The sequence below is a fragment of the Acinetobacter sp. GXMZU3951 genome, from assembly GCF_054457875.1.
In genome coordinates, this window is sequence record NZ_JBTLFO010000004.1 from 143,997 (window position 1) to 158,381 (window position 14,385).

At 32.7% G+C, this 14,385-nt stretch carries 10 protein-coding genes; 2 read left to right on the forward strand and 8 right to left on the reverse strand.

The genetic code is table 11. From position 1 onward, the window contains the following. The first annotated feature begins 194 nt into the window (after positions 1-194). Positions 195-1,342 (forward strand): IS3 family transposase gene (locus ACX17N_RS08470; protein ID WP_458892127.1). Its coding sequence is split into 2 segments (ribosomal slippage): positions 195-441 and positions 441-1,342, totalling 1,149 coding nucleotides; the frame shifts between segments, so codons are not numbered across the junction. A gap of 161 nt (positions 1,343-1,503) precedes the next feature. Here ACX17N_RS08470 and ACX17N_RS08475 read toward each other — a convergent pair. The 5 genes from ACX17N_RS08475 to ACX17N_RS08495 all read right to left on the reverse strand — a co-directional run bounded on the left by ACX17N_RS08475 (position 1,504) and on the right by ACX17N_RS08495 (position 6,279). Beyond that, complete coding sequence (locus tag ACX17N_RS08475; RefSeq protein ID WP_074947644.1) at positions 1,504-1,740, reverse strand: VF530 family protein; 237 nt, start codon at positions 1,738-1,740, stop codon at positions 1,504-1,506. Between the two features lie 165 nt (positions 1,741-1,905). Continuing rightward, on the reverse strand, positions 1,906-3,267 hold the full coding sequence (locus ACX17N_RS08480; protein ID WP_458892128.1) for a hypothetical protein: 1,362 nt from the start codon (positions 3,265-3,267) through the stop codon (positions 1,906-1,908). A gap of 8 nt (positions 3,268-3,275) precedes the next feature. Further along, the gene (locus tag ACX17N_RS08485) at positions 3,276-4,253 is read right to left on the reverse strand and encodes an ATP-binding protein (protein ID WP_458892129.1); all 978 of its coding nucleotides are present in this window, start codon (positions 4,251-4,253) and stop codon (positions 3,276-3,278) included. Positions 4,254-4,256: 3 nt separating this feature from the next. After that, positions 4,257-4,454 carry a hypothetical protein gene (locus ACX17N_RS08490; protein WP_458892130.1) on the reverse strand — a complete coding sequence of 66 codons (198 nt, stop codon included), beginning with the start codon at positions 4,452-4,454 and terminating at the stop codon, positions 4,257-4,259. Further along, a complete protein-coding gene (locus tag ACX17N_RS08495) occupies positions 4,438-6,279 on the reverse strand; it encodes a hypothetical protein (protein ID WP_458892131.1) in 1,842 nt (613 codons plus the stop codon). Before ACX17N_RS08495 ends, ACX17N_RS08490 begins: the two co-directional genes overlap by 17 nt. Positions 6,280-6,373: 94 nt before the next feature. On the opposite strand from ACX17N_RS08495, the gene ACX17N_RS08500 reads away from it, so the two are divergent. Beyond that, positions 6,374-7,291: an Arc family DNA-binding protein gene (locus tag ACX17N_RS08500; RefSeq protein ID WP_458892132.1), complete on the forward strand. Its 918-nt coding sequence runs from the start codon at positions 6,374-6,376 to the stop codon at positions 7,289-7,291. Between the two features lie 83 nt (positions 7,292-7,374). Here the strand turns inward: ACX17N_RS08500 and ACX17N_RS08505 are convergent, their stop codons facing one another. The 3 genes from ACX17N_RS08505 to ACX17N_RS08515 are packed head-to-tail and all read right to left on the reverse strand — an operon-like array spanning position 7,375 to position 14,372. Next, positions 7,375-8,286 carry a hypothetical protein gene (locus tag ACX17N_RS08505; RefSeq protein WP_458892133.1) on the reverse strand — a complete coding sequence of 304 codons (912 nt, stop codon included), beginning with the start codon at positions 8,284-8,286 and terminating at the stop codon, positions 7,375-7,377. Then, complete coding sequence (locus ACX17N_RS08510) at positions 8,286-10,682, reverse strand: AAA family ATPase (protein WP_458892134.1); 2,397 nt, start codon at positions 10,680-10,682, stop codon at positions 8,286-8,288. The genes ACX17N_RS08505 and ACX17N_RS08510 overlap by 1 nt, the downstream gene beginning before the upstream one ends. Positions 10,683-10,706: 24 nt before the next feature. Further along, complete coding sequence (locus ACX17N_RS08515) at positions 10,707-14,372, reverse strand: DNA polymerase (protein ID WP_458892135.1); 3,666 nt, start codon at positions 14,370-14,372, stop codon at positions 10,707-10,709. Positions 14,373-14,385 lie beyond the last annotated feature (13 nt).

The following is a 14,385-nucleotide window of genomic DNA, read 5'->3' on the forward strand; positions in this document are numbered from 1 at the left end:
AGTAACAACCGAGTTGTGTAGGCTACAGTCTTGGATACGTTATTTAACTTATGTTTACCTGTAATCTAGTTCACAATTAAATTTATGTTTAATAAACAAAAAATTTAATTACTTAGAGCACTAAAGTGATTGAATAGCCACCGATCTTGTAGACACCTTTTAGTTAGATAAAATGGCTAATTAACGAGGTGCTTATGAGCAGTAAACGATACCCTGAAGAATTCAAAATTGAAGCAGTAAAGCAAGTTACCGAGAAAGGTTATAGCGTGGCCGAGGTTGCTGCGCGTTTAGGTACAACTACACATAGTTTATATGCCTGGATTAAACGTTATGATCCACAACAACCCAAGACAACAGAATCTAATGATCCAAGTACAGAATTAGCAAAATTAAAAAAAGAACTGCAAAGGGTCACTGAAGAAAGAGACATATTAAAAAAGGCCGCGGTGTACTTCGCAAGTCAGTCCAAATGAGGTACGCCTTTATTCGGGACAACCAGCATATATGGCCTGTTCGTCGTTTATGTTCAACGTTAGATGTTCATCACAGTGGTTATTACGCATGGTTAAAGCAACCCACAAGTAAAACTGCGAGGAAACGGCAACAGCTTTCAGGATTGATTAAACAGTTCTGGCTGGAATCTGGCGGAGTTTACGGCTATCGCAAGATTCACTGTGACTTAAAAGATGTTGGCGAAAGTTGTAGTATCAATCGAGTACATCGGCTCATGAAAGCGAATGGTCTCAAATCACAGCGTGGCTATCGTAAACCTAGAGCTCACGCTGGTACGCCTGCTGTCGTTGCCGCAAATACTTTAGACCGACAGTTTAATCCAACTCATCCCAATCAATTGTGGGTGACTGATATTACCTATATTCGTACACATGAAGGATGGTTGTATCTTGCAGTTGTGATTGACCTTTTTTCACGTCTTGTTGTTGGCTGGTCAATGAAATCCAGAATCACGACAGATCTGGTTTTAGATGCATTATTAATGTCTCTATGGCGGAGAAAACCACAGAATAAAGTTCTGATTCATTCCGACCAAGGCAGCCAATATACGAGTCATGAATGGCAAACATTCCTTAAACAACACAATCTGGAATGCAGTATGAGTAGACGAGGAAATTGCCATGATAATGCTGTTGCTGAGAGTTTCTTTCAGTTGTTAAAGCGAGAAAGAATAAAGAAGAAAATATATGCATCAAGAACTGAAGCCAGGTCTGATATCTTTGAATATATTGAGATGTTTTATAATTCAAAACGACGGCATGGTTCCAATGGGCAACGTTCTCCATTAGATTATGAAAAGGCCCATCAAAAGATGGTTATGTGTGTCTAGAATTTTGGTGGCTATTCAATAACTTATAAAATATTAGGTTCATGAAACTGACTATGAATACATATTTTCCTATTAAAAAGGTCTTAAGAATAGACTAAATTTGTCTAGGAGAGTGGTGGCAGTCCACCACTAATTAAAATGCTGAGGCTGGGTTTTTATAGCTACGATTTCTGTTTGGCTTTTTGGCGTAAGACATACAAATATAAGCTTTCTACTTTTTCACGTGCCCATGGAGTGGTACGCAAGAATCGCAATGATGATTTAACACTTGGATCTATGCAAAAACATCTAATTTCAATTTTACGACTTAAGCCTTCAAAGCCACCGTAGTAATCCAATAATTCATCCAAAATGTCAGCAAGTTTTTTGCCGTGTAAAGGGTCATTGGAGGTGTTCATAATTGATCAATCATATTTTGGGAGGTCATCATTATAACCTGAGCTAGTTCTAATAATTAGGTAGTTATGGCACAACACCTTATTTAACATAATCTATATTATACGAAATCTCAGACTTAAAAATTTGGAATAAAAATGGAAGTCACGTTCATTTAATTAAACTTGTTACTGAAAATTAACTAATTTTGTAACTCTATCAGATGTAGATGATCCTACAGTATTGATGAGTATGCATTTATCATCTTCTAATTTTAGATAGATGTTAGATGCAAATATTTCATGGAGATCTATCTTTCTTCCTGGGAACTTCTGTACCTCTTTAATTTTATTGCTTAATTCAAAAATAATATTTATAAGTAATTCGAACAGGATTTCCTCAAGGAATTTTTCAACTTTTTTGCTGATGTTTATTTTTCGATAATGAAACTCCTGACTTAAGATTCTCTTGACCTCAGTATGTCCTAATAACGAGTAATCTAACCAATTAGCACTGATTAAATATCCTACTTGCTCGTATTGACAAGTCGTCCATAAATTGTTGTGAAATTGATTTTCACTTGTTTTCCAATAATACTCCCTCTTTCTATCAGCCCATTTACATTTTTTTTTGCAATGAATTTTATTAATATAATTTAAGTAATTATTAATAAATTTGAAAAATTTAAAATTATTAAACTTGTCAGCTTGAAATTTATTTTTATAGTGCTCTAATAAATTATTTATTTCATACCTATAATCTCTTATAAAAATTAAGACCTCCTTGTCATAATATAATTTTACTTCGGGTGATGTCTGTTTTGTATTCCTGAATATAAAATTAAGATCAGTACTATTGATGGGAAAAATGTAGTTAAAAAATACTAATAATCTATTAATATCACTCTCATTCGTAGCACATATAATATTCCCTGTAATTGAGAAATATTCTTGAATTTCTTTTTCCAATCCGACCACCCAATTTTTTATTTTACAAAATCTCAATGTTGAAACCCTTTCTTTACTTCTTGGCCAATCTAAATTTAAACTAATTGCCAATTCTTTTATTTTTTCAACCCTTGACTCAAAATAGTCATTTTTATTAGATGTTGATTCTGTCAACAAGTTTATTTTTTGCAATTTAGTCTTGTGTACTGGACATATACTAATCCAATTTTTATTAAAAATTTCACTGTGAAATCCAGATTTCATACATAATTCGCAGTATGAAAATATTTGCTTATGAGTATTGTTTCCTTTTTCTAATTTTATTCCACGTTCAATGCAATCTAGTTTAGCGTACTTGAATTGAGAGTAAGATTCTAAAATATCCTTATCATTTTTTGATATATTTCTAAAAAAATTATCAAATTTAATTTTATCAGTATATAAGTAATTCCAATTTTGTAAAAATTTTTTTACAGTTATTTTATTTAAATGACAAAATTTAGCAATAAAACTTTCAAATGATTCTGTTTTATTTAAAAGATCGATACTCCAATTAAAATTAGGATATTTGGGGGAATTAATATTTACTGATTTTTTAATCATTATAATTCCTAAATAGGTATTTCTGTAATCATTGAAATATGACTCTCGAAACCCGTCTTCTTAATCAAATCTAACCAGTAATCTAATGATTCAAGCTTACCCCAATCTTCACCATCATTAGCTAGGTCTTTAAGAGTTTTTTCAATTAATAAGGCTAAGTGTTGCATAGGTATTTCAAATTGACTCTTCTTATATGCCTTCTGTGGATATGATTTTTGAAAACCGTCCCATATTAATTCAGCATAATTAATTAGACGATTACCTTTTTTATAACCTGTTGGAGCAAAATATTCCAAATATGTGGTTCCACTTCCGACTGGCCATTCAGATTCTTCTTCATATGATCTAAGAATAAAAGCAATTTCTTGCAAGGTTTTAATACCTTTAAAGCGGTAATCACCTGTAAAAAATCTCGCTGCTATATGAGGATTACCAGTTCTTGCTAAATAATTTGGCTTATAATTTACATTATGGGTAGCTATTGAAAAAACACTTAGTTTATAACCACTTAAGTCAAAATTGTTTTGCAAACCTAATAACCATTTCCACTCTTTAAGAGTCATCTCTTGAGCTTCATCAATTAAAATAATTACATAATTACTATAAGCGAAATCAGCTATGGTTTTAAATCTTTCTTCTACTAAGTTCCTTGCAATCATTTTTGTTTTTGGTTTTTTTATATCATAAAATTCATAATTTGTTGATTTTAATATTTCATTCCAAAACTCACCTTCACTCATTAATGAGTCTTTTCGACTCCATAATACTAAAGGAATTTCATGTTTAAAACGTTGTGATAATTCACCTATTAAATAATCCCTTACAGTACGAGTTTTTCCAAATCTTGACGGACCATACAAATAACCTCCACTCAACCTTTGTTCTATCCAATCACCAATAACTGCTATCATTTCATCCATTGGAGGAGTATAAATTGTATATTTCTGAGTAAATATGGGATGGTTAAAATTAATATTTTGATTCATACATCACCCCTGTACTATTTTTCTTCTAGCTGGTAAGTTGGATAAATCATATTTTTTATTGTTTGTTTTAGATGATTTAAAACCAGGCTCAACATTTGATAATTCTATTTTTTGTTTATTTTCCTTAGAGCTAATCTCTAAACTGTCTGGGAAATTGGTCGAATTCTCATCAATAAATGAATCACTAGTATCTGTTATCATTTACTAATATTCTTTGTAGTTCTAAGTAAGCTGGGTGCGTTGGTAGTGTTTTATGAGTAATAGCAAACTCCATAAAAGCACTTACAGCATCTTTATTTTCATAAACATGAATAATTTTTTTGTTAATAGCAGAGTTGATATGTTTTCGAACTCTCAAACTATGAGGATGCTTATGCCATGGCATAGCAGCTCGCAATATTCCTAAAGAGTCACCATTTTCTGTAGATGCCATAACAACTCGTGCATCATCAGGTAAATGATTTGAAACCCAAATATAGCTACCTATTAGATCAAATCTTTGCCCTAATATTTCACTGTTATATCTTGCTCCTTCAAAATTTATGTAAGGTTTTCTTCCCTGTTGAAGATCACCTTTAACTTGACATTTTTTTCTATAACTAAACAAAATATCAATCTTTTCTTGATCTACATACCTAAGATTTTCTTGTTTTCGTATCGTAAATTCAAAATATTCCAAAGGAGATCTATATCCTAAGCTCGAATGAGGAGTATTATTGTATTCAGTAATCATTGCACCTAGTAACTCTTCAGCATACTCCAGTTGAAATCTAGACTCTATGGCAATTTTTTGAGGGTTCTCTCTTTTTGATTTATGGTCTTTACCACTTGTATTACTTAACTTCTGAAAGCCATAAGTAGATATATTTCTAAAAAAAGCTTCGATATTTGGCCTATCATCTTTATTTCTAAGTTTAGCATAATTGGTAATTTTCGATACTGGAGATATTAGTTTTGATCCAATTACATTATTCAAAATATGCTCAATATAAGTACAATTTTCTGCTAAGGCCCCATCAACACACATCTCATCCCAACACAAACCAATATACTTATCAGATAACATCGAAGGAAAACCAGGGGCTTCACAATATTTAATATCTGAAAAGTTGTTACTAGGTTTGTATTTTGTGACAGAGTTTCTAATGGCTTTTAATACATCAAATTTATTAACCTCTTTACCTAAAGATAGGTGATAACCTAAAACTACTCTTGTATAAACATCAATGAGTACAATTACCCAAACTCTATGAATAATTTTTTCAGTAAAATCCCCCGAAAAGTCTGGTACAAGAATACAAAAGTGACCATCAAGAAGATGTGCATCCATTTCTACTCGTGATAATGGTGCGTCAATAGGTCTGTCAGTACCATCTCCTGTTGTAATTTTTTGACTGCTTTTCTTACCAAATACCTTCACTGCCTGTGCAGGGTTTTCTGCTAAAACCTTTTTTATGTACTTAGTAATAGTTACGTAACCTCTTTTGTCTGTGTCGAAAGGCCATTCTTGTTTGATTTCTAGCCCTAACTCTTTTAATTGGCTTAAAAACCACAACCATAATCCTTTGCTAGATTGATTTACGTAGTCAAGATTTTTTTGTCCTCTAGAATTGAGAATTTTATTATTAAAAGATTCTTTAACTTCTGGAAATCTTACAAATAAGGAATCTAATGCCCCACTACATCCATGTCCAAAGGAATTTGCTGATACCTTATTTTTCCTTTTATATCCATTAATATTGATATGAGGAACTAGTCCTCTCCAACCATAAATACGTCCATCTTGATGTGTTGCTAAACACCTCTCGGTAATAAGTCTGAATATGTATTTTTCTGAGAAGCCTGTTTCAGTTTTTATCAAACTAGCATCATGCCCTCTTGCATACATCTCAACACCTTTTTTTCTGTTGATGTATTCAAGATATTTCTTTTTTTCTAATGCCCCTTCATCAAAAGTTGGCCATTCCACAATATTCTGAAGCTCTATACCAATACGCCCTTTTCTTAGAGCAACAAAATTTATCATGACTAAAACCACAAAAGGTACCTAGTAGGTACCATATTGAGTTTTTTTGTAAATGTCAATAACCTAAGAAATGACTACTAATTAACGAATTCGTATGAGCTTTCTTCAAAAAGATCCGCAGTACAAGCTGCGGCTCCCGGCAGATTTGAAAGAAAAAATTGAGCAATCTGCTCAAGAAAAAAATCGATCTATGAATGCCGATATCGTTGCGCGTTTACAAGATTCTTTTGACGTAGATATCAACTCCTTAAATACAGTACTAAAAGCAATAGAGGAATTAGTCAGTAAAAATATTTATTCAAATCGAAAGGCTGATTTATCAAACCGCCTTAACTTATTAAAGGATCAGTTTAATAGAATTGAAAAAAACTTATCTTCATCAGTAATTGCGTATAAAATCAATGAAGAATATGCGGAGCATGTGGATCTTTGGTTTAAAGGAAAATTAGAACCGTCTTTTTCGCAGTTAAGGAAAATAGCTCAATTATTTAATTGCAATGTTGAATGGTTATTTCATGGCCTAGGTAATCCTTTCACCATTCTAGAAGATAATTTTCCTCTCGATAATTCTGCCGCTATAGAATGGCTTAATAAGTCTCATAATTTATATAATCAACCAATAGAAATTTTGTTACTACGTAGTAAAGATGATCTTGGTGATTTTTATATTGTTAAAATATATGAATCTCATCTATTTGAAATTATTTTCATAAATAATATAATATTAAACCAAATGGTATATGGGGAAAACTTAAAAAATATTAAGATATTTTCTAATATTTTAAAGGATATAAATAAGAATTTAGAGTTAACTTTTTTAAGAAAAAAAATAAAAAGTTTTATCTTAAAAAGTGATGATTTCGAAGAGCTGGTTTCTGGGAATATTCATCCTTTATGCGTATTTAATCCTTATACGCCTTGGTGGAAAGATATCTGGGATAAAAGTTTTTATAGAAAAAATAATTATTGGAACGGATGGATTGAGCTATGTGATAAAATTCATGAAGAATGACAGATATTTCTATAGAATAGCTGTTTAAAGCTATTCTATTTATAATTACTAAATTTTATATCATTTAATAGCGGTTTTTAAATTCACTCACTTTTATCTAGAATTTCAAATTTATCTGGATAGTAAAATTGTTTCCATCGTTTCATATAGATCTCACGGTTTAATAAAGTAACCTCATCTGTATGATTTTCTTTTTCTGAAAGATCTAAACCATGCCCTATATGAACTCCACCTAAATCATTTAAAATATAACGATTATGGAAAGCATCACTCTGATCAGTTTCCTTAATCTGATAAATTGTTATATTTAAGTGTTTAGCATTATTTTTTAATACCCTAATTAACTGTCTTTTTATATGATCAACACTAGGTGAACAGTTTTCTCGATTTTCTTTATAATAAATTTTTACTGATGGTAGAGATGAACTATTTCCAAACTGATTGAGAATCTTACCGATTACAGTAATAGCATTTTCTTTCCAGGAATAAGCATCGACGATGATTAAATTTTTCTCAGTTGAATTAATGAAATTAGATATTTTTTCTAAAAAATCTTTTGTAGTTCGACTAAAACTTATTTGTGATGGTAAATTCCATAGTTGCGAGTAGACTACGTTTTCTGGAGGTAGCCACTCTAACACCTCCAATTTATTTGATGTCACTATGGCCTTAAAAGGGCTTATATTGTGTGATTGAATGACTTTTTCATGCCATTCATCTCCTGAAAAATTTTCTGATGCTCTAATAAACATCCCTGCCTTATCTAAGTATTCACATAAACGATCTAAACGACTTATGAGATTATGATCTGACATTTCATATCTTAATTTTGCCAAACCACTGATAAACTTTCTTTTTTTCTGACTAGGGAAAGTACTAAAAAACCGTGGAGTTCCTATTCCAACTCCATTTAAACTTTCCAACCAAGTTGCAGTACTTTCACTTTCTAACCACTTTAAGATAACTTTTGGGTCTAGAGCATATTCGTAAATCATTACATTGCCTCATCCAATCTTTCATGAAAGAACCCATTTGGCCAAGGATCTGTAAATTCACCATCTTCATCCATACGGATACATCTAACTTGTACACCGTCTTTTGAAGGCTCTAAATAGTTAATGATCACTTCTTTAGGGCTAAATGCTTTTAATCCTATTGGTAATTCATGGTCTGTGTTTTGCCTAATACGTCTTCTGAGACGCAAAATCAAATGCTCACTATGCGTTTCAATTAAATAATTTACATGCTCCGTATTTTGACTTAACAAATCACCAATAGCGACCTGTACTCGTGGATGTAAATGGAGCTCAGGCTGTTCACAGGCAACTAAACCACTCTTTTGGGTAATTGCTGCAACGATTAATGGCATCAACTGAGACACACCAGTACCGATTTCATTTGGCTCTACTGATATGTCATTTTGTTGATCCCAAATAGAATATCCTTGAACTAAATCATTTGTGTCTAATTTCAGAAAATCAGTTTGATTTAAAACTTTGTATCTCTTAGCTTGGATTTCTTCCAATTTAGCCGTTAAATCAGAAATCACGTCTTCATAAGTTCTATTATTTAAAAGCTCCTGAAGGTCGTAATCCTCTTCATCTAATTGCTTGATAAGCGCACTGCTCTGTAAATCCAATGAATGTTCTTCAAAATCTTTCTTAGATTGTACTTCAGCGATAAGTGACTCTAAATTTCTCGCTTGGTTTTCCAATTTCCGGTATTGCTTAATAATGGCTTTCTGCGCGAAATCATGCTTATATTCCTCTTCATTCGTAGGATCTACAATACGGGTTTCAATTTCAGAAATTAGCTTCAATACCCCTTCCATTTCATTTAAACGTTTATCACCTAAATACCAACGAATGAGTTCATCAATTTTAGGAGATAAACTTTCAAAGTTATGTGTATCATAAACAAGGTTATACAAACTAAATGTCTTACTTACTTTTGCAGATATACCATAACCAAGATTTAATTTGTCTTGATCTGACATCCATTGGTGAATTTGCTTTAACTCATTGAAAGAGGCTTTTTTTAGCACACTCCAGGCAGCACTCCCATCATACCAATCAGCCTGTTCCACATATGGCAATGGTTGATAGTTTGCATCCGGAATTTTACGAATTGGTCCAATGCACAAGCTTTCATTTAATAACTTTAGAAGGTTATCCAATGGAGCAACTAGAACATCACTCAATAACTCAGTAATAATCTCATCATGTTTAATCGTATCTAACTCAAGATTAGTTCTGATCTTTTTACCTAAGGGTGGCAAAGCACCACTACCCGTTTCAAGCGTCAATACATTATGTAAAAGATCATACTCTCGATGATCTTGGATCGAAATCATATTCCGTTGATTTCGCTCATGCAAATTAATGAGCTCATGTAATGCACTGACAAAATAATTATTAGATGTATATCTTCCAATACCTTTATGTTTTTCTAAAAATTCAAAGGCATCTATGCCTAATGTATTTTTATTTAAACCTACGATAAGTGAGCTATCATTTGTAAAAGCAAAACCGAAATTTTCACCTATTTCAACACTCACCTTATTTTGATTAATAGTATATTGTTTATTCAACAGAGCTTTGTACGTTGCAAGATGTTTAGCATATTCTTGTAGATGTTGGTTAAATACCGTTAGTAATGACTCTTCATCTACTGCATTTTCATAATATGAAGAATAATGCTCCAATAGCTTCTGGCTTAATTTTTCTTCTAATTCACTTTGGTCACGTTCATCATAATTTTCATAAACATAATTCCCATCCAATAACAAGCGATTATACGGATGTAAATTTGCTTCTGACTCTTTTTGAACTTTTAACCAATCTTCATGATTCGCGGGTAACAGCAATGGATGAATATAGTTCAAGAATGTAAGAAACGCTTGATTCGGTCCAGAACTTGAGACTTCCGCAATAATGTCTCCGTCAAACTCCACTCGATACGTTTTGATATAAGCCGTTTTCTCAAATTTATGCCATGCAATTTCAAATTCAACAGCAATCGTCTTAGCATCAACGACTGGACTACTGAGCTGAATATCCAGCTCTTCGCTCAATAATTCATAGAGGTAAGCATAACTACTCCCAATTGCATCACCCTTAACATATTCAATTTTAAGGGTGATGTTGGTGTCCAAATCTCGTTTATGCACCAAGTTCTCAAAACCACCAATGTACTTTTTATTTAAAGCATCTAAGTACATTGGGTTGCATTGTCCTTTAGCAAGAATTTGCTGTACATAGAACAATGCTTTGAGCACAGTGCTTTTCCCAACACTGTTTGGACCAAAAAGTAAGGTCACAGGAGCAAACTCAATCGTTTGAGTTTGCTTGAAAGCTCTAAAATTGGTGAGAGAAATCTTGGTGATTTTCATAATATTTAACTTCGCTCTTTATTCTTAAAATGGTAAATCTGGATCATGGTGATACACAACCTGCTGCATAGGTTTAACATTAAACTGCTCAAACCAAGCTAACCAAGCATGCGTATTAAATTCATCTACCCCTTCATCCTCATAAACCTGTAAGTCAACTTTAGGGATTAACTGTGGGAATGTTTCACTCAGTGCTGTAATCATCGCTGTTCGAATCAATGCAATATAATAAGCACGATCTGCATTCGGAATTTGTACTAAAAACTCATCATACAAAGGACAGACCATTTTCATGGTTTTTTTTGTATCAGATTCAAAAATGTGAATCAATGCCTTCTTGAAAACGCCAGCAGCCGTGCTTTGGATTGGGAAATTAAAGAACCAATTTTTTTCCCAATTCTGTACATACGGTGATTTATTTCGTGACTCTATCGTAGCTCGGTGTAAGCCAAACATATTATTGATAAAACCATGCTGTTGTCCAAAGCTGATACAACGTTGTCTGAGTTCCTCAATCTTTGGGTAACGTACCATTAAACGTTGTCTAATCTCTAAGATTTCACCTTGGCTAATTCCCATCATTTTGATTAGATTTTGGTCTGTAATGCCATAGAGTAGACCCAAGAAAAAGATCTTTGCATTATCACGTGTTAGATCTGTTTCATCTGCTAATTCCTGATAGATATCAGATTCATTATAGTCAGCAATTAATTGCTCATCCTGAGATAAACCTGCCAATATCCCTAGCTCAATTTGTCCATAATCAAATGAATACAACTGATGATCTGGGATACCGGCAAAAATAGAACGGAAGACTTTCGGGAATGATAAAATTGCTGGTTTTTTCGCAGTACATCGACCTGTTACCGTCCCTATAATTTGGTACTCTGGATGTACTATTTCACTATTTAAACGAGAAAACTCTGAAATAACAGAACCAGCTCGATTGATCTTATCCAGCATTTGTAATTGCTGCACAATGAGGTCATCTTTTTGTCTTTTGATGATGCTCTCAAAATCCCTCTCACTATTGATTTCTAATAAAAGTTGATGATGATATTTATCTTCAAGATATTTTTTTACTTCATTTTGATCTGAAGCAAAGACCCCGACTTCATTTTGTACCTTAAAGTTAATTGCATTGCGTGCATGCTCAATCTTTTCAGCAAATGCTTTAATCCTCTTAGAAGGAAGATAAAGCCCTGTCTGAGCATATTGATATAAAGCTAATGCAAAAGGTAACTCAATCATTTTGTAGAGTTGATGGAAATAAGGACGGCTTAAGGCTTTATCCGCAAGCTCTTTGAGCTTTTCCAAAGTCACCATATCTACATTCACAGCGTCCTGTTCAAGCTGTACAGGAATCTGATCATCCGGCAGGATATTTTTATACTGTTTGTGATCTAAGCCAAGGAATGCCATTTTATATAAAATTTTGACATCAATAATAAAGTCGAAATTTTTCAGTCGACTAAACTGCATTCTCTTACTTGTTAGCGCATTATATAAATCATAGACGTAGAGTTTTTGAACCCCATTTTTGAATTCTGTTATAACTGTTTGATCTTCATATTTGACCAATTTGGGCGGTAGATTTTTCTTTAACATATAGTTTTGAAAAAGTCTTTTCTTAATTGATACTTTTTCGCCACATCCTTTACATTGTGCTTTAGTACGGTTCTCTTCTGTTAAATTCGGATAGGCATCTTCTAACCCACATGATGGGCATGTTCCTTTAAAACCATGCTCCCAACAGCAACCAGCACAATTTTTACATAAATAAAATTTTTTGAATGATAAAGTTTCATATGGATTACAGCTAAAGTGCGAGTCACGACTATCAATGACTGACATACAAGCTAGACAATGGGTAATTTTCACCACATGAGTAAATTCATGACAATTTTCATTCGAACAATGCCAATAACTTGCACTATATGCCATTTTACCGATTGAAAATTTAGTATGCTCTGAAACTGAAAAATTACTATTACATGTTCTACAAGTTAATCGATCAATGATTTCATTCCATCGATTAATCCCGGCTATTCGACGTATAACTTGATTATTGTCTTTTCTACCATCATGTAAAACTAAAGGATCAAAATCAACTTTGCGTAAAAGCTGATAAAATACACTAGATTCAAGCGTATCTGTTGTGCAGTGTTGGCAGGCATGTCGTCTACATAGTACATTTCTTTCTTTAACAACTTCTTTAACAATCTCATCATCTTTTAAAGTTTTTCTTTCATCTTCTGTTAAGAGTTCTAAATTAATTTTTCCTCCATTGATCTCTTTATATTGAACTTCTTTATCCTTAAACCATATTCCTCCCTCACAAAAACTTAATGGCTGTAATACAGAAGGAGTTGGATAAAATTTTGCATCCGGATTAGCATTTTTATAGATATTTACTGTATTTTCTTTTCCATAACTTTCTGGCATATATGTGCAACCGGAAAAGATAGTGAAATCTATTTTTGTTAATAAATTATCCTGACTATTGGTTTTAAAAAGACCATCTACATAATTTTCTATAATTTTATTAAGTTCATAAACTTTAATCGGCTTATTCAAAATTTTGTATTCAATTATTTTAAGAATACAAAATACATGATGAAAATTACGTTGCTTGGAAAACTCGTAATAATTAGCGAAATTTTCATAGTAGCTATGTTGTATACATTGCATAATATGATGAATATATCGTTGTTCATCAGAGATCAACTGATAGACATATTCAAAATTGTCTTCCGCCAATTTATTGGCTAAATCATTTTGAATATTCAGTGGAAATTGCAGTAGGGTATTATACCACTGAGTTTTATCTTGCGGTAATTCTGCAATAAATTTTTCAGCAATGGCATCGTTATACAGTGTTGCTGGATGCGCCAATACCATTTCACGCCACAAAGGGTGTTTAGGTATGTATTCATTTAAAAAGCTATATTGAACTTCAAGCTGTAGGTCATTAATTTCATTTACATCGAGTGAATGACCAATAACCAGTTTGATGGCAAAGTTTAATTTTTTAAAACCCTTATGTGCTGCATATTTCACTAAAAAGTCGAGGTCTTTCGGTCGGTCGACATTTTGCTTCAGAAATCTAATGAGTAAGCTTTCAGGTAATTCTTCTTCTGCTTTTAGTAAATAGGCATGGGCATAGGAATTGCTAAGCGCACGATGTTCTAAAATCAGCGTGTTCAGCAAACTTCTATTGGCAAAGATGTTTTGGTAAACAGCATCCTCATATTGCTGTTTTAGCAGTAATGTACATACTTGATCGAGTTGCTTTGTATAAACATCCGCTTTTGTTGCGTAAGAGAAAATGACATAGAAAAAGTCTAAAAAACTGCTAATCAGTGCGGTATTTTTCGTGTCAAAAAATTCTTCTAAACTACAATGTGCAACGAGGTCTAAACGGTCTTCACAATGTTTTGAATCGGTATAATTGAAGAAAACCAGTTCGCCAGTTTTAAGTTCAGCTTTATCCTTACCTGTATGTAAATAATAGCGTTCTGTGCCTTTCACTGAACGAATGTTATAACCCTGTTCTGAGCGCGTGCGTGAATGAATCCAACCGACATTGACCCGATAATCAGTGACATTAAAGTATTGCTGTAATTGGTGACTTAAAGCTTTTACGGCTGTTTGATTGGTATCTTTATGATGGATATATTGGATTAACATAGATAAACCTATT